Source organism: Streptomyces sp. IBSBF 2435 (assembly GCF_036815005.1).
Taxonomy (GTDB): Bacteria; Actinomycetota; Actinomycetes; order Streptomycetales; family Streptomycetaceae; genus Actinacidiphila.
This window is the reverse complement of sequence record NZ_JAJSYW010000002.1, coordinates 31,520-56,987: the sequence shown is the minus strand read 5'-3', so window position 1 is coordinate 56,987 and position 25,468 is coordinate 31,520. Positions and strand designations below refer to the sequence as shown.

At 71.9% G+C, this 25,468-nt stretch carries 21 protein-coding genes; 15 read left to right on the top strand and 6 right to left on the bottom strand.

Going from position 1 to position 25,468, the window contains the following annotated elements; genetic code table 11:
• Nucleotides 1-7: 7 nt before the first annotated feature.
• A complete protein-coding gene (locus V7E46_RS01190; RefSeq protein WP_333766632.1) occupies nt 8-517 on the bottom strand; it encodes an FHA domain-containing protein in 510 nt (169 codons plus the stop codon).
• A 141-nt stretch (nt 518-658) separates the two neighbouring features.
• On the opposite strand from V7E46_RS01190, the gene V7E46_RS01185 reads away from it, so the two are divergent.
• Nucleotides 659-2,629: an ATP-dependent DNA helicase gene (locus V7E46_RS01185; RefSeq protein WP_333766631.1), complete on the top strand. Its 1,971-nt coding sequence runs from the start codon at nt 659-661 to the stop codon at nt 2,627-2,629.
• A gap of 69 nt (nt 2,630-2,698) precedes the next feature.
• Here the strand turns inward: V7E46_RS01185 and lexA are convergent, their stop codons facing one another.
• Nucleotides 2,699-3,478, bottom strand: a complete 780-nt coding sequence (gene lexA / locus V7E46_RS01180; RefSeq protein WP_205044819.1) for a transcriptional repressor LexA — start codon at nt 3,476-3,478, stop codon at nt 2,699-2,701.
• Nucleotides 3,479-4,014: 536 nt separating this feature from the next.
• Here lexA and nrdR point away from each other — a divergent pair.
• The 3 genes from nrdR (at nt 4,015) to V7E46_RS01165 (ending at nt 8,393) form a co-directional block, all read left to right on the top strand.
• Complete coding sequence (nrdR, locus tag V7E46_RS01175) at nt 4,015-4,527, top strand: transcriptional regulator NrdR (RefSeq protein WP_333766630.1); 513 nt, start codon at nt 4,015-4,017, stop codon at nt 4,525-4,527.
• A gap of 116 nt (nt 4,528-4,643) precedes the next feature.
• Nucleotides 4,644-7,523 (top strand): vitamin B12-dependent ribonucleotide reductase, encoded by a 2,880-nt coding sequence (locus V7E46_RS01170; RefSeq protein WP_333766629.1) that lies wholly within the window; start codon nt 4,644-4,646, stop codon nt 7,521-7,523.
• Between the two features lie 264 nt (nt 7,524-7,787).
• The gene (locus V7E46_RS01165; RefSeq protein ID WP_333766628.1) at nt 7,788-8,393 is read left to right on the top strand and encodes a YdbC family protein; all 606 of its coding nucleotides are present in this window, start codon (nt 7,788-7,790) and stop codon (nt 8,391-8,393) included.
• Nucleotides 8,394-8,407: 14 nt separating this feature from the next.
• Here V7E46_RS01165 and V7E46_RS01160 read toward each other — a convergent pair whose 3' ends face one another.
• Entirely contained in the window at nt 8,408-9,067 is a 660-nt protein-coding gene (locus tag V7E46_RS01160) for a TetR/AcrR family transcriptional regulator (protein WP_333766627.1), read from the bottom strand.
• 72 nt (nt 9,068-9,139) lie between these two features.
• Here V7E46_RS01160 and V7E46_RS01155 point away from each other — a divergent pair, with 72 nt between their 5' ends.
• The 6 genes from V7E46_RS01155 to V7E46_RS01130 all read left to right on the top strand — a co-directional run bounded on the left by V7E46_RS01155 (nt 9,140) and on the right by V7E46_RS01130 (nt 13,873).
• The gene (locus V7E46_RS01155) at nt 9,140-9,871 is read left to right on the top strand and encodes an SDR family oxidoreductase (RefSeq protein ID WP_333766626.1); all 732 of its coding nucleotides are present in this window, start codon (nt 9,140-9,142) and stop codon (nt 9,869-9,871) included.
• Complete coding sequence (locus V7E46_RS01150) at nt 9,868-10,704, top strand: SDR family NAD(P)-dependent oxidoreductase (RefSeq protein WP_333766625.1); 837 nt, start codon at nt 9,868-9,870, stop codon at nt 10,702-10,704. Before V7E46_RS01155 ends, V7E46_RS01150 begins: the two co-directional genes overlap by 4 nt.
• A 66-nt stretch (nt 10,705-10,770) precedes the next feature.
• Nucleotides 10,771-11,433 carry a histidine phosphatase family protein gene (locus tag V7E46_RS01145; protein WP_329173991.1) on the top strand — a complete coding sequence of 221 codons (663 nt, stop codon included), beginning with the start codon at nt 10,771-10,773 and terminating at the stop codon, nt 11,431-11,433.
• Between the two features lie 56 nt (nt 11,434-11,489).
• The gene (locus V7E46_RS01140; protein ID WP_333766624.1) at nt 11,490-12,395 is read left to right on the top strand and encodes an ADP-ribosylglycohydrolase family protein; all 906 of its coding nucleotides are present in this window, start codon (nt 11,490-11,492) and stop codon (nt 12,393-12,395) included.
• Between the two features lie 50 nt (nt 12,396-12,445).
• On the top strand, nt 12,446-13,138 hold the full coding sequence (locus V7E46_RS01135) for a ribonuclease HII (protein WP_333766623.1): 693 nt from the start codon (nt 12,446-12,448) through the stop codon (nt 13,136-13,138).
• Between the two features lie 54 nt (nt 13,139-13,192).
• Nucleotides 13,193-13,873 carry a hypothetical protein gene (locus tag V7E46_RS01130; RefSeq protein WP_333766622.1) on the top strand — a complete coding sequence of 227 codons (681 nt, stop codon included), beginning with the start codon at nt 13,193-13,195 and terminating at the stop codon, nt 13,871-13,873.
• Between the two features lie 36 nt (nt 13,874-13,909).
• Here V7E46_RS01130 and V7E46_RS01125 read toward each other — a convergent pair whose 3' ends face one another.
• A complete protein-coding gene (locus V7E46_RS01125; protein WP_333766621.1) occupies nt 13,910-14,500 on the bottom strand; it encodes a hypothetical protein in 591 nt (196 codons plus the stop codon).
• Between the two features lie 193 nt (nt 14,501-14,693).
• A complete protein-coding gene (locus tag V7E46_RS01120; RefSeq protein ID WP_333766620.1) occupies nt 14,694-16,874 on the bottom strand; it encodes a RecQ family ATP-dependent DNA helicase in 2,181 nt (726 codons plus the stop codon).
• 135 nt (nt 16,875-17,009) lie between these two features.
• On the opposite strand from V7E46_RS01120, the gene V7E46_RS01115 reads away from it, so the two are divergent.
• Nucleotides 17,010-18,269, top strand: a complete 1,260-nt coding sequence (locus V7E46_RS01115; protein WP_333766619.1) for a DUF4192 domain-containing protein — start codon at nt 17,010-17,012, stop codon at nt 18,267-18,269.
• Here the strand turns inward: V7E46_RS01115 and V7E46_RS01110 are convergent.
• Nucleotides 18,181-19,491, bottom strand: coding sequence for an alpha/beta fold hydrolase (locus V7E46_RS01110; protein WP_333766618.1), 1,311 nt, complete (start codon nt 19,489-19,491; stop codon nt 18,181-18,183). The genes V7E46_RS01115 and V7E46_RS01110 overlap by 89 nt on opposite strands.
• Nucleotides 19,492-19,704: 213 nt before the next feature.
• Here V7E46_RS01110 and V7E46_RS01105 point away from each other — a divergent pair, with 213 nt between their 5' ends.
• The 4 genes from V7E46_RS01105 (at nt 19,705) to V7E46_RS01090 (ending at nt 25,333) form a co-directional block, all read left to right on the top strand.
• Nucleotides 19,705-21,723 (top strand): glycogen debranching N-terminal domain-containing protein, encoded by a 2,019-nt coding sequence (locus V7E46_RS01105; protein WP_333766617.1) that lies wholly within the window; start codon nt 19,705-19,707, stop codon nt 21,721-21,723.
• A 57-nt stretch (nt 21,724-21,780) separates the two neighbouring features.
• Entirely contained in the window at nt 21,781-22,515 is a 735-nt protein-coding gene (locus V7E46_RS01100; protein ID WP_333766616.1) for an NUDIX hydrolase, read from the top strand.
• 43 nt (nt 22,516-22,558) lie between these two features.
• A complete protein-coding gene (locus V7E46_RS01095) occupies nt 22,559-24,328 on the top strand; it encodes an ATP-binding cassette domain-containing protein (RefSeq protein WP_333766615.1) in 1,770 nt (589 codons plus the stop codon).
• Nucleotides 24,329-24,433: 105 nt separating this feature from the next.
• A complete protein-coding gene (locus V7E46_RS01090; protein WP_329173974.1) occupies nt 24,434-25,333 on the top strand; it encodes a FadR/GntR family transcriptional regulator in 900 nt (299 codons plus the stop codon).
• Nucleotides 25,334-25,468 lie beyond the last annotated feature (135 nt).

Genomic DNA, 25,468 nt, shown 5'->3' with positions numbered 1-25,468 from the left:
ACCCCGTTCACTCGATGTCGTGCAGCGGCAGTTGCATCATCGTGGGTCCCGCTGCCGCGCCGCCTTCCCGCTGTGCGACCGTACCGTCCGCGGGGTCGGTCCCGAAGACGAATTGGCTTGCGCTGGGCAGGAGTTCCAGGCGGTCGTGCAGGACGACGGAGTCGCCCTCGCGCAGCCTGCGGGCGACGCCGTGCTCCAGCGGCACAGTGGTGTCGCCGCCGGGAAGGCGGCGCCCTATGCGGGTGCCGTTGGCGCTGCGCTCGTCCAGCACGGTCAGCGCGCCGTCGTCGTAGGCCAGCAGCACATGGGTACGGCTCACGGTCTCCACGGCGCTCTCGTCGATCCACGAGCCGAGCGCCATGCCGCCGCCGGCCGGTGCGCGGCACACTGCCACCGCGCCGCCCTCCGTCACCATGAAGCGGCCGCGCACGGTGCCGTCCATGACCACCTTGACCTGGGCGCGGGGGCGCAGCGGCCCGGTGTCGGTGAGCTGCACGCCGTGCGTCGGGCACAGCACGCGGTCCTCGCGGCGGCGCGGCAGCGCGGTGCCCGGCCGGCCGGCGAAGCCAGCACCGGATGACGGGAGCGGTCCCGGAGACGCCCGGCGATGGCGCAGCGGAACGGCGCTGTCGGTGGCTGGCCGTAGGCTTGCCTTCCTATGACTGACACGCCCCCACCCGCGCTCACCGACCTCCTGCACGCCGCCGTCACCGCCGTCGGAGGCGTGGAGCGGGCCGGTCAGGTCACCATGGCCGAGGCCGTCGCCGCCGCCGTGGACGACAATTCCCATCTGCTCGTCCAGGCGGGCACCGGCACCGGCAAATCCCTCGGGTATCTCGTGCCCGCGCTCGCCCACGGAGAGCGGGTGGTGGTGGCCACCGCCACCCTCGCGCTCCAGCGCCAGCTCGTGGAGCGCGACCTGCCCCGCACGGTCGCCGCGCTGCAGCCGCTGCTGCGCCGCCAGCCGCAGTTCGCCATGCTCAAGGGCCGCTCCAACTACCTGTGCCTGCACCGCCTGCACGAAGGCGTACCGCAGGACGACGAAGAGGGCCTGTTCGATCCCTTCGAGGCCGCGGCGCCGACCAGCAAGCTCGGCCAGGACCTGCTGCGCATGCGGGACTGGGCCGACGAGACGGAGACCGGCGACCGTGACGGCCTCACCCCCGGCGTGTCCGACCGCGCCTGGGGCCAGGTATCGGTCAGCTCGCGCGAGTGCCTGGGCGCCACCAAGTGCGCCTATGGCGCGGAGTGCTTCGCGGAAGCCGCGCGCGAGCGTGCCAAACTCGCCGATGTCGTGGTCACCAATCACGCGCTGCTCGCGATCGACGCGATCGAGGGCACCCCCGTCCTGCCCAACCACGAAGTGCTGATCATCGACGAGGGGCACGAACTGGTCTCCCGCGTCACCGGCGTGGCGACCGGGGAGCTGACCGCGGGCAGCGTGAACCGCGCGGTGAAGCGTGCCGCCCGGCTGGTCAACGAGAAGGCCGCGGACGCCTTGCTGAGCGCTGCGGAAGGCTTCGAGCGGGTGATGGAGCTGGCCCTGCCCGGGCGCATCGAGGAGATCCCCGAGGACCTCGTCTACGTCCTCGCCGCGCTGCGGGACGCCTGCCGCCAGGTGATCACTGCCCTCGGCGACACTCGTGACAAGTCGGTGCAGGACGAGGACGCGGTGCGCAAGCAGGCTCTCGCCGCGGTCGAGCACGTGCACGAGGTGTGCGAGAGACTGGTGTCGGTCTCGGAATACGACGTGGTCTGGTGCGAGCGCCACGACCGTTTCGGGGCCTCCCTGCGGATCGCCCCGCTCAATGTGTCGGGACTGCTGCGCGAGAAGCTGTTCACCGAGCGCTCCGTCGTTCTCACCTCGGCCACACTCAAACTCGGCGGCGACTTCAACGGCGTGGCGGCCTCACTCGGCCTGGCCGCCGAGGGCACCGCGGGCGAGGACGCGGCGCCGTGGAAGGGCATCGACGTCGGATCGCCCTTCGACTACCGCAAGCAGGGCATCCTCTACGTGGCCAGGCACCTCTCGCCGCCCGGCAGGGACGCCGGCCGGGAGGACATGCTGGACGAGCTCGCCGAACTGATCGAGGCGGCGGGCGGCCGTACGCTCGGGCTGTTCTCCTCGATGCGCGGCGCCCAGACGGCCGCGGAGGCGATGCGCGACCGGCTGGACCACCCGGTGCTGCTGCAGGGCGAGGAGACACTGGGCGAGCTGATCCGTACGTTCTCGCAGGACGCCATGACGTGCCTTTTCGGCACTCTCTCGCTGTGGCAGGGCGTGGATGTGCCCGGTGTGAACTGCCAGTTGGTGGTGATGGACCGGATTCCCTTCCCGCGGCCCGACGACCCGCTGATGAGTGCCCGGCAGAAGTCGGTCGAGGAGCACGGCGGCAATGGCTTCATGGCGGTCGCCGCCACCCACGCGGCGCTGCTGATGGCGCAGGGCGCGGGCCGGCTGATCAGGGCGTCAGGGGACCGCGGTGTGGTCGCCGTACTCGACCCGCGCCTCGCGACCGCCCGCTACGGCGGCTTCCTGCGGTCGTCCATGCCCGACCTCTGGTACACCACGGATCGCAACCAGGTACGGCGCTCGCTGGCCGCGATCGACTCGGCGGCGAAGGTCTGAGCGGCGGGGCGCAACGAGTCCGCCCCGGAACCGTCGTACGGTTTCCGGGGCGCTCGGAGGACCCGCGCGTCAGACCCTGCGCAGCACCGCCACCACCTTGCCGAGGATGGTGGCCTCGTCACCGGGGATGGGCTGGTAGGCGGCATTGTGCGGCAGCAGCCACACATGTCCGTTGTCCCGCTTGAAGCGCTTCACCGTGGCTTCGCCGTCGAGCATGGCGGCGACGATGTCGCCGTTCTCGGCGACCGGCTGGCGGCGGACGGTGACCCAGTCCCCGTCGCAGATGGCTGCCTCGATCATCGAGTCGCCGACCACCTTGAGCACGAACAGCTCGCCGTCACCCACGAGCTGGCGGGGCAGCGGGAAGACATCCTCGACCGATTCCTCGGCGAGGATCGGTCCGCCCGCGGCGATCCGCCCGACGAGCGGCACATAGGACGCGGACGGCTTGCCCGAGGTGTCGGTCGGCTGGGGATGCCCGGCGTCCGAGGCGCGCACCTCGTACGCCCGCGGCCGGTGCGGGTCGCGGCGCAGGAATCCCTTTCGCTCGAGTGCCATCAGCTGATGGGCGACCGAGGACGTACTGGACAGCCCCACCGCCTGGCCGATTTCACGCATGGACGGGGGGTATCCGCGGCGCTGTACCGAATCCCTGATGACTTCGATGACCCTGCGCTGGCGTTCGGTGAGGCCGGAGCTGTCGGCGCGAATACCCGGGGGCCGTCCGGGAAGCGAGCGCGCGGGCTTCGGACTGTTCTCTTCGTTCATCACGTCCAACGGGCCGATTCGATCCGGGGAGCGGTCATGTGCGGTCAATGTCGCTGTGGCGCTCTCTGCGGCGGTGGTCACGGCGGCCCCTTTCGAGATGTTCTCCCACCGCATGAAGTGCGGGAGGCCCGCTTCGCAGCCGCGGGCAGTTAGTACAACGGTAGTGGGTTTCGAAAGGTTGCGCCAAACACACGTTCGAGTGAATTTGCATAAATCCGCTGACGTGATCAAGGTACCGGGTGTATTGATCGAATGGAAGTTCGATCGCCGAATGTGCCCGCCGTCGCTCGGCCCGGTCCGCGGAGCATGCCGCGTGACGCTCCGGCGGCGCCGGGCCCCAGTGTGTCACCGCCGCCCGGACGTGCGCCGCGGTATGGGCGGGCGCGGTCGTGCGTGTCCGCGACGTGTGACACGCTCAGCGCGTCGATTGGTTCCGCCGCACCACATCTAGTGGTTGGATAGGGCTTGGCCCCCACCGGTTGTGTTCCGGCCGGGGACCCGGCGCATTCCACGCCGGGGGAGTCACCTATGCTTGAGGCTGCTCGCCGGGGTCGTACGACGCCGCGCAGGCCTCTTTGTCGCGCGCTCACCATGGAGTGAGGGAGGGAGTAGGAACGATGCACTGCCCCTTCTGCCGACACCCCGACAGTCGTGTCGTCGACAGCCGCACCACCGATGACGGCGCCTCGATCCGCCGGCGCCGCCAGTGCCCCGACTGCGGTCGCCGGTTCACGACCGTGGAGACCGCGTCACTAATGGTGATCAAGCGCAGCGGCGTGACGGAACCGTTCAGCCGCAGCAAGGTGATCGCCGGGGTGCGCAAGGCGTGCCAGGGCCGCCCCGTCACCGAGGACGCCCTCGCCCAGCTCGGGCAGCGGGTCGAGGAGGCGGTCAGGGCCACCGGCAGCGCGGAGCTGTCGACCCACGACGTCGGACTGGCCATACTCGGTCCGCTCCAGGACCTCGACCTCGTCGCGTATCTGCGGTTCGCCTCGGTCTACCGCGCGTTCGACTCTCTGGAGGACTTCGAGCGGGCCATCACGGAGCTGCGCGAGCAGCTGCCGCCCACCACTCCTGGCGGACTAAACGAGGACCTCGGTGTCCCCGCGTCCGCATCCGCCGCCGACTGAGCGGCGCGCAGGACACAGATTTTGCCCGGACGCGACGCGTGCCGAGGCCATGGACACATCGTGCTGCGGGAAGATCCGCGCACATCAGGGCGTTTTCGCCCATACAGGGAGGCGGAATGACAGAGACGACGAGCGGCCCGGCACGCGGTTCCCGCACCAAGGGGTCCAAGACGAGCAAGGGTCTGCGCATGGAGCGCATCCACACCACCCCCGGCGTGCATCCGTACGACGAGGTGGTCTGGGAGCACCGTGACGTCGTCATGACCAACTGGCGCGACGGTTCGATCAACTTCGAGCAGCGTGGCGTCGAGTTCCCCGACTTCTGGTCGGTGAACGCGGTCAACATCGTCACCAGCAAGTACTTCCGCGGCGCGGTGGGCAGCCCGCAGCGCGAGAACAGCCTGAAGCAGCTGATCGACCGGGTGGTGCTCACCTACCGTGCGGCGGGCGAGAAGCACGGCTACTTCGGCAGCCCCGACGAGGCCGAGACCTTCGAGCACGAGCTGACCTACGCACTGCTGCACCAGGTGTTCAGCTTCAACTCGCCGGTCTGGTTCAACGTGGGCACCGCGCAGCCCCAGCAGGTCTCCGCGTGCTTCATCCTGTCCGTCGACGACTCCATGGAGTCGATCCTCGACTGGTACAAGGAAGAGGGCATGATCTTCAAGGGCGGCTCGGGCGCCGGCCTGAACCTGTCCCGTATCCGCTCCTCCAAGGAACTCCTCTCCTCCGGCGGCAACGCCTCGGGGCCGGTCTCCTTCATGCGCGGCGCCGACGCCTCCGCGGGCACCATCAAGTCGGGCGGTGCCACCCGCCGCGCCGCCAAGATGGTCGTCCTGGACGTCGACCACCCGGACGTCGAGGCCTTCATCGAGACCAAGGTGAAGGAGGAGGAGAAGATCCGCGCACTGCGTGACGCGGGCTTCGACATGGACCTGGGCGGCGACGACATCACGTCCGTCCAGTACCAGAACGCCAACAACTCGGTGCGCGTGAACGACGAGTTCATGAAGGCGTACGAGTCTGCCGCCGCATTCGGCCTGCGCGCCAGGATGACAGGCGAGGTCATCGAAGAGGTCGACGCGCGGTCGCTGTTCCGCAAGCTCGCCGAGGCCGCCTGGGCGTGCGCCGATCCGGGCATTCAGTACGACGACACGATCAACCACTGGCACACCTCGCCGGAGACCGGGCGGATCACCGCCTCTAACCCGTGCAGCGAGTACATGCACCTGGACAATTCCAGCTGCAACCTGGCGTCGCTGAACCTGCTCAAGTTCCTGCGCGACGACGGCAACGGCGCCCAGTCCTTCGACGCGGAGCGTTTCGCGAAGGTCGTCGAGCTGGTCATCACCGCGATGGACATCTCGATCTCCTTCGCCGACTTCCCCACCGAGAAGATCGGCGAGACCACCCGCGCCTTCCGCCAGCTGGGCATCGGATACGCCAACCTCGGCGCCCTGCTCATGGCGACGGGCCACGCGTACGACTCCGACGGCGGCCGGGGCCTGGCGGGGGCGATCACCTCGCTGATGACCGGAACGTCCTACAAGCGGTCGGCGGAACTGGCGGCGGTCGTCGGCGCCTACGACGGCTACGCCCGCAATGCCGACGCCCACAAGCGCGTCATGAAGCAGCACGCCGACGCCAACGGCGCCGCGCGCAGGGTCGACGACCTGGACACCCCGGTATGGGCCGCGGCGACCGAGGCCTGGCAGGACGTCGTCCGGCTCGGCGAGAAGAACGGGTTCCGCAACGCCCAGGCGTCGGTGCTCGCGCCGACCGGCACGATCGGCCTGATGATGGACTGCGACACCACGGGTGTCGAACCTGACCTGGCCCTGGTGAAGTTCAAGAAGCTCGTCGGCGGCGGCTCGATGCAGATCGTGAACAACACGGTCCCCACCGCGCTGCGCAGGCTCGGCTACCGGTCCGAGCAGATCGAGGCGATCGTCGCCCACATCGCCGAGCACGGCAATGTGATCGACGCGCCCGGCCTCAAGCACGAGCACTACGGGGTCTTCGACTGCGCCATGGGTGAGCGGGCGATCTCGGCCATGGGACATGTGCGCATGATGGCCGCGGCCCAGCCGTTCCTGTCGGGTGCCATTTCCAAGACGGTGAACCTGCCGGAGTCGGCCACCGTCGAGGAGGTCGAAGAGGTCTACTACGAGGGCTGGAAGCTCGGCCTGAAGGCACTGGCGATCTACCGCGACAACTGCAAGGTCGGCCAGCCGCTCTCGGCCAAGAAGAAGGGCGACACAGCGGCCGAGAAGGCGGCACAGGCGCCCGCGCAGGTCGAGAAGGTCGTCGAGTACCGCCCGGTGCGCAAGCGGCTTCCCAAGGGCCGCCCCGGCATCACCACGTCCTTCACCGTCGGCGGCGCCGAAGGCTACATGACGGCGAATTCCTACCCCGACGACGGTCTGGGCGAGGTCTTCCTGAAGATGTCCAAGCAGGGGTCCACCCTCGCGGGCATGATGGACGCCTTCTCCATCGCGGTGTCCGTCGGCATGCAGTACGGAGTCCCGCTGGAGACCTACGTCTCGAAGTTCACGAACATGCGCTTCGAGCCGGCCGGACTCACCGACGACCCGGACGTACGGATGGCGCAGTCGATCGTCGACTACATCTTCCGCCGCCTCGCGCTGGACTTCCTGCCGTTCGAGACCCGCTCCGCCCTCGGCATCCACTCCGCCGACGAGCGGCAGCGACACCTGGACACGGGTTCGTACGAGGCGGGCGAGGACGACGTCGACGTGGAGGGGCTCGCCCAGTCCGCGCCGCGGCAGGTCGAATCGCGTGCGCCGCTGACCGTGGCCAAGCCCCCGGCGGCCACTCCGGCGCCCAAGGAAGCGCACAATTCCACGGAGCTGCTGGAGATCCAGCTCGGCCTCAACGCCGACGCCCCGCTGTGCTTCTCCTGCGGCACCAAGATGCGCCGTGCCGGCAGCTGCTACCTGTGCGAGGGCTGCGGCTCCACTAGCGGGTGCAGCTGACCGCCGGTCCGCTGATCGTCCGATCGATATGCGACAGCGGCGGGGGGGGGGGGGGGGGGGGGGGGGGGGGGGGGGGGGGGGGGGGGGGGGGGGGCGCCCCCCCCCCCCCCCCCCCCCCCCCCCCCCCCCCCCCCCCCCCCCCCCCCCCCGCCGCTGTGTGCGTCGCCTCTCGGGGGCCTGTGCGACGGCCGGAACCCGGCGCCCGGCGGAGATCCCCGTCGCACACGGGACGATCTCCGGCCTTCGCGCCACTACGATGGCGCGGTGTTGGTGAAGTGGATACGCTGCGGCGTCCTGGACCGGGCCGGCTTCGACCGGGGGCAGCGCCGGTGGGCTGCGCTCAGGGAGCAGCCGGGATTCCACGGCCAGGCCGGCGGCTGGAGCCGCTCGCAGCCCGGCGTGGCTCATCTCTTCGCCTTCTGGGACGGGCAGGCGTCCTACGACGCCTTCATGGCGGGGTCGCACGACGCCACGGCGGCCGCGCAGACAGGTACCTTCGAGATGCTCGCGGTCCGGATGTTCACCCGCAGGCTGGATGTGAAGGTCGGCTTCGAGCCGCGCTTCTCCGACACCGACCTGCTCCGGGTGGCGCTGTGCAAGGTGCGCCCGGAACGCATCGACCACTTCGTCCAGATGCAGGAACGCGTCTGGAACCCCGCGATGGCCGGTTCACCCGGCATGCTGCGCGGCGTCTTCGCGGAGAGCACGGAGAGCGACTTCCTGGTGCTGTCGGCGTGGGATACCGCCACGGAGCGCGGCAAATACCGCGAGGGAGCGGTGGCCCGGCTCTCGGACCGGGCGGACCTCGACGGCGATGTGGTGTCCGTGGCGGGTGACGTGGTCGACGTGGTGCAGGCGTGGACCGTGTGAGGGCGCCGGCCCGCTCACGCGGCTCCGCCGGGCCGGTCCGCCAGCGCGTCGGCGACCGTCGCGGACGGCACGGCCAGGTCGGCGCCCGGCCGTAGCAAGGTCGCCAGCGCCGTGGTGATCTGCTCCGCCAGCCCGCTGTCCACCGGGGCGTGCCGGCTGATCAGCCGATACCACATGGTGCCGAAGGCGAAGTCGACCGCGAGGTCGAGCGGCACCGCCTCCTCCGAGAGAGCACCGTCCTCCACGCCGCGGGCCAGCAGCAGGCGGAGAGCCTGGCGCCGCGGGCCGATGACGGTGGCCTGCAGGCGCTGCGACAGCGCCGGGTCGTGCTGGGCCTCGGCCATCAGCCCCACCAGCGCATTGCCCGTGAGCGCGGTGGTGAGCGTGAAGGTGGCGTCGAGCAGCGTTCGTACATCGCGCAGCGTGTCGCCGGTCTCGGGGTCCAGATGCTCCGCCTTGCGCAGCGCCAGATCGCGCAGGGCGTCGATCAGCACGTCCTGCTTCGCGGGCCACCAGCGGTACACCGTCTGGCGACCGACCCCCGCGGTCTCCGCGATGCCCTTCATCGTCAGCGCCTGATAACCGCCGCTCTGGCACAGTGCCAGCGCCGCGTCGAGCACGGCGCGTCTGGCTGTCTCGCTGCGGGGTCTGCCACGTACGGGTGTCTCGTCCATGAGATCACTTTACAAGACATCGTGTCTCGCTTATGGTTAACGAGTCAGCATGCCTCGTAAATGGAGAGCGCAATGTCCGCATCGACAGAACGTGCCGTCGTCATCGGTGGTACATCGGGAATCGGCCTGGCCACCGCGGAGGAGCAGTTGCGGGCTGGACGCGAAGTGATCGTCACCGGTCGCGACAAGGCCAGGCTGGACGCCGCTCTCGCGCGGCTCGGAGAGGGCGCCTCCGGCGTGTCGCTGGACGCCCTGGACGAGGGCGCCACCCATGACTTCTTCGCCGGCCTCGGCCCGGTCGACCATGTGGTGGTGGCCGTCACCGGCAGCACCGCCGCAGGCCCCTTCGGCGCCCTGCCGATAGCCGATCTGCGGGCCGCGGCGGAAGGCAAACTGGTCGCCCAGACCGTTGCCGCACAGGCCGCCCTCAAGGCGCTCCGCCTCGGCGGCTCGATCACCTTCGTCACCGCGGGATCCGCCGGCTCGGCGCGCCCCGGCACCGCTGGGCTCGCCGCGGTCAATGCCGCAGTCGAGGCGATGGTCCCGGTCCTCGCTGTCGAATTGGCGCCGATACGGGTCAACGCCGTCTCGCCCGGCATCATCGACACGCCGTGGTGGGACTGGATGGACGCCGAGGCCCGGCGGCAGGCCTTCGGTAATTTCGCCTCGACCGCGCCCGCGGGGCGGGTGGGACGCCCGGAGGACATCGCCGGCGCGATCGGTTACCTGATCGGCGCGACCTTCACCACCGGAGTGGTGCTCCCGGTCGACGGGGGGTCGCGCCTGCGGCCCGCCGCGCTGTGACCGCGCCGGGCCGGCGGACCGTACTGATCACCGGTTCCACCGACGGAATGGGCCGCTGGCTTGCCCTGCGCCTCGCCGAGGCCGGCGACCGGATCCTCGTCCACGGCCGGGACGCGGACCGGGCGGAGGACGTGTGCCGCGCGGTGCGGGAGGCCACCGGTGAGGACCGCGCGGAGGCGCTGCTCGCCGACCTCGCCCGGCTGCCCGAGGTCGACCGGTTGGCCGACGAGGTGACCGCCCGTGTCGACCGGCTCGACGTCCTGGTGAACAACGCGGGGATCGGCAGCGCCTCACCCGGCGGGAGAAGACAGGTCGACGAATACGGGATCGAACGCCGCTTCGCCGTGAATTACCTCGCCGGATATCGGCTCACCCGCCGGCTCCTGCCGCTGCTCATCACGTCGGCGCCGTCCCGGATCGTCAATGTCGCCTCGGCCGGACAGCACGCCGTCGACTTCGCCGATCCGATGCTGGCAGCGGGCCACGACCCGGCCCGGGCGTATAGCCAGAGCAAGCTCGCCCAGATCATGTTCACCTTCGACCTCGCGGAGGAACTGAGCGGGACCGGCGTCACGGTGGACGCGCTGCATCCGGCCACATTCATGGACACAACAATGGTGCGGGAGATCGGCCTCAGCCCCTGGAGCACAGTCGAGGAGGGCGGCACGGCGACATTGCGGCTCATCAATGCCGCCGGGCCGGGAAGCGGGCGCTATTTCAACGGGCTCACCGAGGCGCGCGCCGACCGGCAGGCGTACGACACAGGGGCCCGGCGAAAGCTCCGGCAATTGTCGGAGGACCTCATAGCCGGGCCGGCCGCGGCCGGGCGCTGAATCCGCAGCGGGCCACCCGGTGGCCCCGCCGAGCCGCCGTTCCGGTCGCACCATAGGCTGATCGCCATGGGACGTCCTCGCCGCATCGTGCTCATCCGGCACGGCCAGTCCCAGGGCAACAGGGACGACACCATTTACGAGCGGGTGCCGGACCACGCCCTGGAACTCACCGCCGCCGGCGTCCGCCAGGCCGCGCAGGCCGGCGAGGGGCTGCGTGAGCTGTTCGGCGACGAACGGGTCCAGGCGTTCGTGTCCCCGTACCGGCGCACCTGGCACACCTACCGTGCGCTCGGTCTGGATCCTCGCCTGATCAGGGCCAAGGAGGAACCGCGGCTCAGGGAGCAGGACTGGGGCAACTGGCAGGACATCGAGGACATCCAGCGGCAGCGCAAGGCGCGGGACGCGTACGGCCATTTCTTCTACCGCTTCGCGATGGGGGAGAGCGGCGCGGACGTCTACGACCGGGTCGGAGCGTTCCTGGAAACCCTCTACCGCGCCTTCGACAAGGAGGACTTCCCGCCGAACGTCCTGATGGTCACCCACGGGCTCACCATGCGGCTGTTCTGCATGCGCTGGTTCCACTGGACGGTCGAGGAGTTCGAGGCCCTGTCCAACCCGGACAACGCCGAGACGCGCACCCTGCTGCTCGGGGCGTCGGGCCAGTACACCCTGGACCGGCCGTTCGAACGGTGGCGCACACCGGGTCCGCCCGGTGGCGGCGACGGGTGAGTTTCGGCACAAGGAGATTGACCCGGAACAGGCACGATGTCAGAGTTTCCGACGTCATGACGGCTCACACCACCCACTCCGCACGCATCTCCCGCGCCCTCACCAGCCTCCAGGGCCTGGCCGTGGGCGATGCCCTGGGCTCACAGTTCTTCGTCCCGGCCCACTACTCCGGACTCCAGCACGGTGAACTGCCGCCGGGCATCTGGCAGTGGACCGACGACACCGAAATGGCCTGCTCAGTGCTCGCCGTACTCGCCGCGCACGGCCGTATCGACCAGGACGCGCTCGCCGTGTCCTTCGCCGAGCACCACGACATCGACCGCGGCTACGGCCCTGCCGTCAACCGCATGCTCCGGCTGATCTGCCAGGAAGGTGCCGACTGGCGGGAACTGGCGGCGGGGCTCTTCAACGGGCAGGGATCGTGGGGCAACGGCGCCGCGATGCGGGTCGCTCCGCTCGGCGCCTGGTACGCGGGGGACCCCGTCCAGGCAGCCCACCAGGCCGAGATCTCGGCGTACACCACGCACCAGCACCGGGAAGCGGTCGCCGGTGCGATGGCAGTGGCCGCCGCAGCGGCGCTCGCCGCCGACCCCGCGGGGCCGCAGGACCCGTCCGACCTGCTCGGCGCGGTCCTCGAGCTCGTGCCGCGCAGCGCCGTGCAGGCCGGCGTCCGCCGGGCCCGCGACATGCTCGACTACGCCGACGTCGGCACCGTGGCAGCGGTGCTGGGCTGCGGCCGGCGTACGAGCGCCCACGACACCGTGCCGTTCGCCCTGTGGTCGGCGGCGCGCCACCTCGGGGCCTACGAGCAGGCGTTCTGGACCACCGCGAAGGCGGGCGGCGATGTCGACACGACCTGCGCGATCGTCGGCGGCATCGTAGCCGCACGGCCGGGCGGCGAGCCGCCGGCGGCATGGACCAAGCGGACCGAAGTGCTGCCGGACTGGGCCGTGATGTCCTGATCGCGGCCCGTGGAAGGCGCGGCGGAACGGCGAGTAGGCTGGTGCCCGCCATGGCGTACCAACCACCCACACACAGCGTCGAGCGCTCGATGCGCGCCACACTCGGCGTGAAGACCGTCGCAGGCATCGACGAGGTGGGGCGCGGCGCCTGGGCCGGACCGGTCACCGTCTGCGCCGCCGTCACAGGCCTGCGCCGCGCGCCGGAAGGCCTCACCGACTCCAAGCTGATCACCCCCAACCGCCGCACCCGCCTGGCGGCCGTACTCACCGGCTGGGTGACGTCCTACGCGCTCGGCCAGTCGTCGCCCGAGGAGATCGACCGACTGGGCATGACGGCCGCCCTGCGGCTCGCGGCGCTGCGTGCTCTCGAAGGACTGCCCGAGCCGCCGGAGGCGGTCATCCTCGACGGCAAGCACAACTACCTGGGCGCCGGAGGGCCGTGGCAGGTCAGGACGGTGATCAAGGGCGACCAGTCGTGCGTGTCTGTCGCCGCAGCCTCCGTCATCGCCAAGGTGCGGCGCGACGGTGAGATGGCCGAACTCGGCGCGGACTACGCCCCGTTCGCGTTCGGCGACAACGCCGGCTATCCCTCGCCCGTCCACCGCTCGGCACTTGAGGAACTGGGTCCGACGCCGCTGCACAGGATGTCGTGGTCGTACCTGGACGCGCTGCCGCGCTGGCAGCACCTGAAGAAGGTTCGCAATCCGGACGACTCAGGGGAACAACTCGGTTTCGATTTCTGATCCAGCCCCCACCCCCCGCTGCGCATTCGGTGCGCATTTGATAGACATCAACTCATGCCTCTCACCCCCGAGGAGCCTCAGATTCACGAGAGCGTCCCGGGTCCCCGCACTGCTCCGACCAGCGGCCGGAGTGCGTCGACCCCCCGTCCTGTCCCAGGCCCGCCGCGGCCCGCCGCGCCACGGCCGGCACCGCCGAGGGCCGTCGCCGCCGTCGGCTCGCCGTCCGGCCACGCCGGAAGCAGCCGCCCGAGCGACACCACCGGTCCGACGGCTGCGACCCAGCCGGCTCCGGCTGCTGCCGCGCCGAAGGGCGCGGAGGTGCCCGCGCAGCGCCCGTCCTCCACCGGATCCGCACAGATCCAGCTCATCCCGGCCCCGGTCGAGGGAGCACTCGACGCGGCGGAGGAGGCCGTCGACTTGCTGCTCGACACCGGCCGTGCCCCCGGCGAGGTCCTGGTGCTGACCACCGGCGAGCAGCATCCGTGGGCGATCCATGAACTCAGCTTCGGCGAACCGTCCTACTGGGCCCAGCACGCCGCCGCCGACGACGTCTTCTACGCCGACATCGCCGCCCCGCGTGCCACCGGCCGGCCGGTGGTGGTCGTGGCGCTCAACGGCGGCAACGACGACACGCTGCCGCGGGCGCTGGCCACCGCGCTGGCCCGGGCCGGTGTTCTGCTGATCGTCTGCGGCGACCCGGCACGTATCAACAGCGCGCTCGGCACCAGCGCCTGAGCGTCCCCGGGGCGGACCGAATCCGCCCGGGGACGCTCAGCGCGCGGACACGCGACGCAGTGTCTGCGGCGTGCCGCTGGCGACCGCGGGCGCCTGGTCGGTCCGGGCGCGCGACCACGAGTTGGCGTTCGGCGTCCGCCCGGCGCGGTTCTCACCGATGACGTGCCAGCCGTCGCCGGTGAGCGTCACGTACGAGCCGCAGCGCAGCCCGTGGAGGGTGCAGGCGTCGCGCAGTCCCCACATCCAGGCGCCGTCCTCCGCGGTCCACCCCGGCACCCCGTCGCGGCAGATCATCAGTACCGCGGTGCGCACCGGAGTGCGCAGGCGCAGGTCATGCGGAATGACATGGCGCAGATGGGACAGCAGCGCATTGCGGCGTTCCCAGCCGTCCACGACACCGCTGCGGCCGGCGAACGACGCGCTGGCCCGGATCCGGCCGTCCGGGTCGTACACCGCGATCACCGCGGTGGACGGTGACGGCAGATGCCTCGTGTGCAGGTCCTTGACCACCTCGCGCGGGCTCGCCAGCAGTGGAATGCCGATGGCGGTCCACTCGGCTGGCTCCAGGGTGCGCGACGCGGGGGAGGTGGTGGCGGAGGACGTCTCCGGAACGAAGCCGATGGTCACGGTCCTCCCTTCACGGATACACCCGCGGACCGGCCGCGGGCGTGCGCCGGTCAGGGGGCTCGGAGAGCCGTTCGGGGATCCGCCTCCAATTCTTCCCCGCGTACTGCCCCGCGGCAACGGGCAATTGGCGTTCGCGACCGGAATGGTCCCCTCCGTCGGATAGATCCCGGCCCCGGCCCGGCCCCCGGATCCCTCACCCCTGCACGGCCAGGACCAGCGGGAACACCGCCGTCGCGCCGGCCCGGCGCAGCAGGCGGGCGGTGACAGCCAGTGTCCAGCCGGTGTCCGAGAAATCATCGACCAGCAGCACAGGGCCGGACGCCGCCTTCACAGCTTCAATCAATTCCGGCGGCAGCACGAATGCTGCGTGCAGTGCCCGCACGCGCTGGGCGCTGTTGCTGCGCGGCACCCCGCCGGGATCCGCGTCCTGCGTGTACTCGGCCCTGCCGAGCAGTGGCATCCGGCCGACCTCCGCGACGCGGGCGCTGAGGGTCTCCACCAGCACGCCGTGGTTGCGCGAGGCGATCGCGACCACGCCGACCGGCCGGGCCGGTGCGTCCGGTTCACCGCTGGCCCAACCGCCCGGGCCCCTGGCCCAGTCGGAGAGGACCTGCACCACGGCCTCCACCGCCTCGGACGGTACGGGCCGGTCCGCCGCCCCGTCGGCGAACATCGGCCGCAGCCGGTTGCCCCAGCCGATGTCGGACAACCGGCCCAGCGCCCGCCCGGTCGACGCCTGCTCTCCTGCCGGAATGCGGCCCTTGAGGGAGACGCCGATCGCCTCAAGGCCCGTCGGCCACATCTTGCGCGGCTCCAACTCCACACCGGGACGGCCCAGCGCGCGGCGTGCGAAGTCGAGTGCTGCGGCGGAGACCTCCACGGGGAAGCGCGCCCCTGCGCAGTTGTCGCAGCGTCCGCACGGCTCAGCCTGGTCGTCGTCGAGCTGGCGGCGCAGGAATTCCATCCGGCACGCGGTGCTTCCCGCGTAGTCGCGCATCGCCTGCTGCTCGGCCTCGCGCTGGCGCGCGACCCAGGCGTACCGCTCGGTGTCGTACGCCCATGGCTGGCCGGTGGCAGTCCATCCGCCGCGCACCCGGCGGACCGCGCCGTCGACGTCGAGCACCTTGAGCATGATCTCCAGCCGCGAGCGGCGCAGATCGACCCGGGTCTCCAGCGCGGGCACCGACAGCGGCCGGTCGGCCTCGTCGAGCACGGCCACCGTACGGCGGACCTGCTCCTCCGGCGGGAACGCCAGCGAGGCGAAATACCGCCAGATCGACTCGTCCTCCCGGCCAGGGAGGAGCAGGACCTCGGCGTGGTCGACGCCGCGGCCCGCGCGGCCGACCTGCTGGTAGTACGCGATCGGGGACGAGGGTGAACCGACATGGATGACGAAGCCGAGGTCCGGCTTGTCGAATCCCATGCCGAGAGCGGAGGTCGCCACCAGCGCCTTGACGCGGTTGGCGAGCAGATCCGCCTCGGCCGCCTGCCGGTCGGCGTTCTCGGTCCGGCCGGAATAGGCGGCCACCGGGTAGCCGCGCTGCCGCAGGAAGGCGGTGATCTCGTCGGCGGCGGCCACCGTCAAGGTGTAAATGATCCCCGAGCCCGGGAGGGTGTCGAGGTGGTCGGCGAGCCAGGCCAGCCGGTGCGCCGCGTCGGGCAGCCGCAGCACACCGAGTGACAGGCTCTCGCGGTCGAGCGGCCCGCGCAGGACAAGGGTGCCTTCGTCGTCCGCGCCTGTCATGCCGGTGCCGAGCTGCTCCGCGACGTCCGCGGTCACCCGGGCGTTGGCGGTCGCCGTGGTCGCCAGCACGGGCACTCCCGGCGGGAGGTCGGAGAGCATGGTGCGCAGCCGCCGGTAGTCGGGACGGAAGTCGTGTCCCCAGTCGGAGATGCAGTGCGCCTCGTCCACGACCAGCAGGCCGGTCGTCGCCGCGAGCTTGGGCAGCACCTGATCCCGGAAGTCGGGATTGTTGAGCCGTTCAGGGCTGACGAGCAGGACGTCCACCTCGCCCGCCGCCACCTCCGCCTCGATCCCGCCCCACTCCTCGGCATTGGACGAGTTGATCGTGCGGGCCGTGATTCCGGCCCGGGCGGCCGCCTCGACCTGGTTGCGCATCAGCGCGAGCAGCGGCGAGACGATCACGGTGGGACCGGCGCCGCGCTCACGCAGCAGCGCGGTGGCCACGAAGTACACCGCCGACTTGCCCCAGCCGGTGCGCTGCACCACCAGCGTCCTGCGCGCGTGCGCGACCAGCGCTTCGACGGCGCGCCACTGGTCCTCGCGCAGCCGCGCGGCGCCCGGTTCCGCACCGACGAGCCGGCTCAGGACGGTGTCGGCGGCGGTACGCAGTTCGGTGGTCGTTTCAGTCATGCCTCCATGCAACAGGACACCACCGACAGAACGCCAACGCCGTTCGGCGACCTGTGGATAACTCCGGGTCCAAAGTTATCCACAGGTCTTGAGGGGATCTGGTGGGAAGTGCGCTCTCTGCGGCAAGCTCAAGTCATGACACAGAGCAACCGAACTCAGTACGGAGAGTCATCGTCGTCGGCAGGCGACATGAAGATCGTCCTGCGCGGGCCGGACGAACTCGTGGACGCCCTGCCGTTCCTGATGGGCTACCACCCCGACGACTCGGTGGTCCTGCTGGCCCTGCACGGCGAGCAGGGGCGCTTCGGAGGCAGGCTGCGGGTCGGGCTGCCCGAGGACCCGCAGGACCCCGAGGAGTGGCCGCAGCTCGCCAAGCAGCTCGCGGACTGCCTGGTGACGGGCAGCGTGCAGCGCGGCGGCCGACCGTCCTCCATCGTGGTCTTCCTCTGCCGGGACCCGCGCGCGGGCGAGCGCTCCTCCGAGGTGATGGAGCGCCTGCGGCCGTTCGCCCAGCAGATCCGCATCGCCTGCGGTGAACTGGACGTTCCGGTGATCGAGGCGCTCTGCGTCTCGGGGGGCCGCTGGTGGTCGTACTGCCGGCCCGAGCCCGGCGGCGCGGTGCACCTCCCGGACGGCGGTGTGCCCCTTGCGGAGCCCGGCGGATCCGCGATCGCCGCCGTTGCCGCGTACAACGGCATCCGGATGCCGTTGTCGCTGCGCGACCTGGAGTCCCGGCTCCGGCCCGTCGAGCCGCGGGATGCCGAGTACGAAACTGCGCTCGACCTGGCGTGCGCCAGGCTGGTGCCGCGCATGCTCGACAGAAGCACCAGCGTCTCTGTCACGCAGCGCACGGTCGAACTGGCGGGTATCGCCCTGGAGGCGTTCGGCTCGGCAGCTCCGGTCACCGATCCGGTGCGGGCCGACAGGAGGGACGACGCCCTCCTCGTGCACGGTGATGCGGCCGAGATGATCCTGGGCCTCCAGGACCGCGAGGCACGTGACCGTGTCGCGGAGTGGGCGGACCCGGCCAGGGCGGACGCGGCGATCCGGCTGTGGCGGGCGCTGGCCAGGCGCTGCACGGGGCCGTATGCGGAGCACGCGGCGCCGCTGCTCGCCCTGACCGGCTGGGTCGCCTGGTGCTCGGACGACGAGGCGCAGGCGCGTGTCGCCCTGTACCGGGCACTCGACCTCGAACCCCACTGCACCTTCGCCCGTCTGCTTCAGCACGCCGTCAGCCAGGGGCTGGACCCCGAAGTGGTGCGGCGGTCCCTGCAGAGCACCCGGCGCAGAAGGATCTTGGAGGCGACTACAGTTCGCCGCGGACCAGCCGGAGCAGCCGGTCGAGGACCCGGCCGCCGCTCACTCGGAGGCCGTCGTGCTCGTATTCGTCGGTGACCCAGGTCCGCAGGCCCCGGATCGCCCGGGCGGTCGCCAGCGAATCGGCCGTGTCGACGTACATGTCGTCGTGATAGACGGCCGCCGCGACAGGCACCTCGTTGCGCGCCAGCCGGTCCGGGTCGTAGAGGTCCGGCCACTGCTCGCGCTGCGCCAGCAGTTCGGCCGTCTCGCGCAGTGGTGCAAGCGCCGGATCGCTTTCGAACATCCACGGGTGGATGGTCTCCCCGGTGAAGAGCACCGGTCCCTCGCCGTCGAGCGCGGCGTCCGCATCGAAATCGGGGAATTCGCCCCGGACGGACTCGGCCGCCCACCGGGTCCCCTGAGCGGATACGGACGTCTGGCCGTAGGTCGCCTCATGCAGGACCGCGTAGAGAGGGCCGCCGGCGAAGGACAGATGCCCCTGGACCTCGGAGAGAAAGGAGTCGGACAGCAGGCGTCCGGCGGGCCCGGTGACGAAGGCGTCCTCGATCAGGTAGTGCAGCGTGTGCGAACCGGTGCCCGAGCCCAGCATCAGGCCGAGTGCCTGGAAGGCGCGCGGGGTGAGCACGCCGCCGCCCGGAAGTGTGGCGGGGCGGTCGCGCAGATGGCGGACGATGTCCCGGACCGCGGCGACGTCCTCGGGGTAGCGGGCGTAGTGCGCGGCGTTCTTGCGCCGGATCCGCGGGTAGGCCGCGCGGTAGACCCCCTCGGGTGTCGCCCGCAGTCCCGGAAGACCGCCGGTGATCAGCACTTCGCTGAGCGCCTGGGGCGCGAAGGACAGGTAGGTGACGGCGCAGAAGCCGCCGAAGCTCTGGCCGAGGATGCTCCACGGCTCATCGATCCCGAGGAGCCGGCGCCGGATGAATTCGCAGTCCCGCACGATCGTGTCGGCCCGGAAATGCGAGAGGTATTCGGCCTGCGCGGCCGCGTCACCGCGCGCGGGCAGCGTCTGGCGGTTCGCGGGAGTGGAGAGCCCGGTGCCGCGCTGGTCGAGCAGCAGCACGCGATAGTCGTCCAGAGCTCGCGCCAGCCAACCGTCCCGGCCCAGCGGACGCGGACTGCGGTTGCCGGGTCCCCCCTGCAGGTACAGCAGCCAGGGCCGCCGGTCGGCGTCCTTGTCCGCCGCCACCACCTCCCGCACGAAGACCTCGATGTGCTCACCGCCGGGTGCCGTGTGATCGAGCGGCACTTGGAGGCGGTGGTCGGTGACGATGGTGCCGGGCTGGCGATGGACGGGCATGCTGCCTCTTTTCTGCTGCTCCGCGGGATGCGGGGGCGGCGCGAATGGTGCCCTTCGTTCAAGAACCGTAGACGGCCCGTGACCTGTGTGCGCGACACGCCGTTCATCACATGTGCAGCACACAGCGCGACAGCCGAACCGTTCGCGGCCCAACGCGGCCTCGATCACCGAGCCAGTCCGGCGGCGGTGCGGTACGCGGGCGGGCGGGCGGCGGTGAAGTCACCGCCGCACCCCGGACCGGTCCGGGCGGACCGAGCGCCGATCGCCGTCCACGACGCGTTGATCTGCGTGGCCGCCCCGGCGCTCGCGGTCTCGGGCCGGTGCGGGCAGTTGAGAGGAGAGGGATTCGACGGCCTCTACCGCGACGGGCGCCGGTTGCTGGCCCGGTGCGTGCTGACCGTGGCGGGGGCAGAACCGCTCGCCGTGCAGGCCGCGATGCTGGGCGCCGACCGGGTCCGCTTCATGGCGCTGGTGCGGACGGCGGCCGACCGCGGCCCCGACCCTTCCGTCACCGTCGAGCGGGTGAGGTCCGTCGACGGCACGGAGCGGATCACGCTGACCAACACGGGCCCGGTGCGGCTGCGGCTGCCGGTCGAGATCACCCTGGGCACCGACCTGGCAGCGCTGGCCGCGGTCGCCGCGGGCCGGGCAGGCGCCGAGGTGTCCTGCACGGTCAGCGGTGCGGGGCTGCGGTGGTCGGACGGCGAGCACGTGGTGCAGACGACGGCCCGGCCCGCGCCGGACGTGGTGCTCGCCGCGGCGGGCCGGCTGGGCTGGCGGGTGGACCTGCCGGCCGGGGCGTCGCGGACGGTCGAGTTGGGGACCGGGCCTGTCGCGGCGGTCGGCGCCATCCCCGGCCCGTCCCGGCCCGCGCGGCCGCCACGGCTGTGGCCCGACGCGGCACTGGACGCGGACGACCCGAGGGCCGGCGCCCTGCTCGGCGCCGCGCTCGACGACCTCCACGGTCTGCTGCTGCGCGACCCGCGGCATCCGGCGGACATCCATGCGGCGGCCGGGGCGCCGTGGCGGCTCGGACTGGCACCGTCCGACGCGCTGTGGGCCGCACGGATGCTGCTTCCGTTCGGCACCCGGCTGGCGGCGGGGACGCTGCGTACGCTCGCGCGGATGCAGGACCCCGGCACCGGACGGATCCCCGGTGCGCCGCGGGATACGGGCCCGCACCTGCCGCCGCTGTCCTCGGGGACGGAGGCGACGCTGCTGTTCGTGAGCGTGCTGGCGGAGGCGTGGCGTTGGGGACTGCCCGCCCGTGAGACGGAGCCGTTGCTGCCCGCGGCGGAGCGCTGCCTGGACTGGCTGCGCGGCGCCGTGGCGGCGTCGGAGGCGGGCGGACTCGTGGCGGACCCCGCGCCCGGCGGGCCGCTGCGCACGGAGGTGCAGGCCCATGCGCACCGGGCCGCGCTGCACGGCGCTGATCTGCTCGACGCGTTCGGCCGGCCGGGAGCGGAGGAATGGCGGGACCGGGCGGCGGCGCTGCGGGCGGCGTTCCGCGAGCGGTTCTGGATCCACGAATCCGGCGGTGGTCGGCCCGCCGCAGCGTGCACCGCCGACGGCAGGGCGCTGGACGCCGTGTCGTCGGCGCTGGCCCATCTGCTCGACACCGGGCTTTCCGGCGGCGGCAGGGCGGCGGACGGCCTGCTGGACGATGCACGGACCGCGCAGCTCGGGCGGCTGCTTACCACGGCAGGGCTCGACAGCGGCTGGGGCCTGCGGACGCTGTCGGCCGGCTCGCCCGGCTACAGCCCGTTCGGGCATCGCAGTGGTGCTGTGCGGGTCCATGAGACCGCCGTGGCCGTGGCGGGGCTGGCGGCAGCGGGGCTCGATGAGGCCGCCGCTTCGCTGATGAAGGAGGTGCTCGACGCGGCGGGGGCGTTCGGCCTGCGCCTGCCGGAGATATACGCGGGGGAGCAGCGGACGGGCAGCGGGCCGCCGTGCCCGCATCCGATGGCCTGCCGTCCCGCCGCGCTCGCGGCGGCCGGATCGGTCCATCTGCTGACCGCGCTGGCCGGGGTACGGCCGGACGCGCCGGGCGGGTCCGTCGCGCTGCGGCCACTGTCCTGCGCGCCGCTGGGGGCCGTTCGGTTGAGCGGGATACGGATCGCGGAGGAGCCGTTCGCGGTGCGGGTCGGCCGGCGGGGGACGGCGATGGTCGAGGAGGCCGCACCGGGGCTGCGGCTCGGTGCCTGCGGCAGGCGGGACGACCGGAGGACGTGATCGCGGAGAGGTGTCGATCCGGCTGATTATCGTCAAGCAGACGACTAGGATCGCGGCATGTCGCCCTACGACCCGTCGGCCTTTCCGCCCTTTGCCGTCACCGTCGACCTGGTCGTGCTCACAGTGCGACATCACGCGCTCTGCGCGCTGTCAGTACGCCGTGGCGAGCCTCCCTATCAGGGGCGATGGGCACTGCCCGGTGGGTTCGTCCGGGCCGACGAGGACCTGTCGCAGGCCGCCGCGCGCGAACTGGCCGAGGAGACCGGGCTGCGGGCGCAGAGCGGCGCCCACCTGGAGCAGCTCGCGACCTACGGCGATCCGCAGCGTGACCCGAGGATGCGGGTGGTGAGCGTCGCCCATCTCGTGCTCGCCCCCGATCTGCCCGCGCCGAAGGCCGGCGGGGACGCGCGCAGCGCGCGCTGGGCGCCGGTCGGCACGCTGCTGGCCGAGGGCGGGCAGCAGCACCCCGGCGAGACGGCGCCACTGGCCTTCGACCATGCGCGGATCCTGTCGGACGGGGTGGAAAGGGCCAGGTCGAAGATCGAGTATTCGTCCCTGGCGACGGCCTTCTGCCCGCCCGAATTCACCGTGGGGGAGCTGCGCCGGGTCTACGAGGCGGTCTGGGGGGTGGCGCTCGACCCGCGCAACTTCCACCGCAAGGTGACCGGCACGGTGGGCTTCCTGGTGCCGACCGGGGGGACGACAACTCGTCAGGGCGGCCGTCCCGCACAGTTGTTCAGGGCCGGCGGGGCCACTCTGCTCAATCCGCCGATGCTCAGGCCCGAGGTGTAGTTCGCGGGGCGGTTTGCCCCTTTTCTGGCGTTATGGTGCGAGGGTGATCCAGGCCATCGGATTGACCAGCATGCCCCGCCGCGGCGCCCCGCCCGCCGTCGCCGACCTCACCTTCGACATCCGCTCGGGCGAGGTCACCGGTCTGCTCGGACCCGCTCGGTCGGGCAAGTCCACCGCCGCCCGCCTGCTGCTCGGCCTGCAGGCCGGCCGGGGCGCAACGCTCGTCGACGGCCGCCCGCTGCACGAACTGGCCAGGCCCGCCCACGCGATCGGCGCGGTCCTGGGCGACGTCCCTGGACACCCGCGCCGCACCGCGCGCGGCCATCTGCGCATGCTCTGCGCCGCGCACGGCCTGGAAGCCGCGCGCGCCGACGACCTGCTGGAAACCGTCGGCCTCGACGCGGTGGCCGACCGGCGCCTCGGCACGTACTCGCTCGGCATGGACCGGCGGCTGGCCTTCGCCGTGGCGCTGCTGCCCGACCCGCACGCGCTCGTCCTCGACGACCCGGTCCGCGAGCTTCCGCCGCGCGAGGCGGCCTGGATGCACGCGCTCGTACGCCGTCACGCGGCCGCGGGCGGCGCCGTGCTCCTGACCGGCCGCGACCCCGGAGCGCTGGCAAGGACCGCCGACCGGGTGATCGCCCTCGCGGACGGCCGGATCGTCGCCGACCAGCCGGCGGCGCTCTTCGCCGGCACCCGGCTGCGGCCGTACGTGGCCGTACGGTCGCCGTACGCCCAGCGGCTGGCCGGGCTGCTCGCGGAGGACGGTGCGGAGGTGGTCGCGACCAGCGGGAGCCGTATCGCTGTCTACGGTGCCACGTCGGCGGCAGTCGGCGAGGTCGCCTACCGGAACGGCATCCTGCTGCACCAGCTGGCGGACGAGACAGCGGCGGCCCAGGACACCGGCCCGTCCACGGACGACGGGGACGACGCCTCGCGCGCCGTCCCCGAGCAGCGCCGGTCCTCGCCGCACCGTATGCCGCACAGCCCGCTGCGGCCGGTGCGCTACGAACTGCGCCGCTGCTTCGGTGTGCGGAGCCCCTGGCCGACCGCGGCGGCGGCCCTTGTCGCGTCCGTGCTCGGTGCGCTGCTGCTGGCCCGCGGCGGGGCCGTCCACGCGTCACCGTTGCGGCTGCTGTCCGGCTGGCCCGCGGCGCTTCCGCTGCCCGCCGCCGCGGTCGGCGCCGGAGCGCTGGGAGCGCTGTCGTACGGGCAGGAGTTCGCCTTCCCCGCGCTGACCCCCGGCTTCGGCCCCGAACCCCGGGCACCGCGGCTGCTCGCCGCCAAGCTCGCGGTGAGCGGCGCCCTCGCGCTGGTGCTCGCCGTTCTGGCGGCGCTGGCGGACACCGCCGTGCTGCGGCTCGCCCTCGGCCCCGGCCGCACCCCCGACCCGACGGCGCTGTCGGCCGCCACGGCGGGCTGGGCGGCGCTGGCCGTCGGGTGCGCGTGGACCGGGGTGCTCGCGGCATGCGCGTTCCGTACGACGGCGCTCGGGCTGTCCGCGGTCCTGTCGGTGCCGCTGCTGATCGCACCGGGCGTACGGGCCTTGCTCGGTGGTCGCACCGGGCGGCAATTCCTCGACGCGGGCGGCGCCTTGTGGTCGGTGCTCAGCGGAGCGCCGCAAGCCGACGACCGTGCGGCTCTCGCGGCGCTGCACTCGGCGGCGCAACCGCTCGTCCTCGCACTGGTGTTGTCGCTGTCAGGCCTGGTCATCGCCTATCTGGCAGGTGCCTTGCGCGGGCGCAGGCGCGGCCGCAGGTCAACTCCCCTTCCGTCCGCGGGGCCTGTCGGGACCGACGGCGAAGAGGGATGATTCGTCCTCATAAAACGTCAATTATCAGGTGATGAGCGCTCACCCTTTCGTGTGCTTTTCAGCAAAGCCCTCAAGGCGCGCATCGGCATCGCCGACAAAGGATGCGTGAGTACCCTTGCGCACACCATGATGACCGCGGCTCGATCCGCCGACTCCGGCATCGCCGGCCCGGGCGAGCTGGACCGCTACTCGTATGCCGACGCCCCCGGTGGCGACCGTCCAGGGCTCGGCTCCTGGGAAGGCCTGGACTCGGACATGACCCGGGTGGGCCGCCGGGCCGGCGGCAACCGTGGCCGGGGACTGCACGGCCAACTCGTTCAGCAGCTCGGACAGATGATCGTCTCCGGCGACCTGGGCGCCGACCGCCCTCTGGTCCCCGAGGAGATCGGCCAGCGATTCGAGGTCTCCCGCACCGTGGTGCGCGAGTCCCTGCGGGTCCTCGAGGCCAAGGGCCTGGTCAGCGCCCGGCCCAATGTCGGCACCCGGGTCCGGCCGGTCAGCGACTGGAATCTGCTCGACCCCGACATCATCGAATGGCGCGCCTTCGGGCCGCAGCGCGACGAACAGCGCCGCGAACTGCTCGAACTGCGCTGGACCATCGAACCGCTCGCCGCCCGGCTCGCCGCGGGCCACGGCCGCGAGGACGTGCAGCAGCGGCTGGCCGACATGGCCGAGATCATGGCGCACGCCGCCGCCCAGGGCGACGCGCTCACCTTTACGCGCGCGGACGTGGAATTCCACGCCCTGCTGCTCCAGGTCGCCGGCAACCGCATGCTGGAGCACCTGTCCGGCATCGTGTCGTCGGCGCTGCACGTCTCCGGCGGCCCGGTCACCGGCTGCGAGCGGCCCGGCGACGCCTCGGTGGGACTCCACCACCGGATCGTCGACGCGCTCGCCGGCGGAGACGGCGGCACGGCGGAGGCGGCGATGCGCCAGCTGCTCTCCGCTCCGTCGGAGCAGGCCGCTCCCGCCGACCACGTCGTCCCAGCCCCCCGAGAGCACTGACCGCCCCGCCGGGCCGCCGTGGACCCCGTAGTCAGGGGCCTGCGGCGGCTCCGTGCGTGGCACATGTCAGGCTTTGCCGCTGATCTGCACAATTTGGGGTGTGACTCGGGCCACGTAAGCTGGGCGTAACGCCAG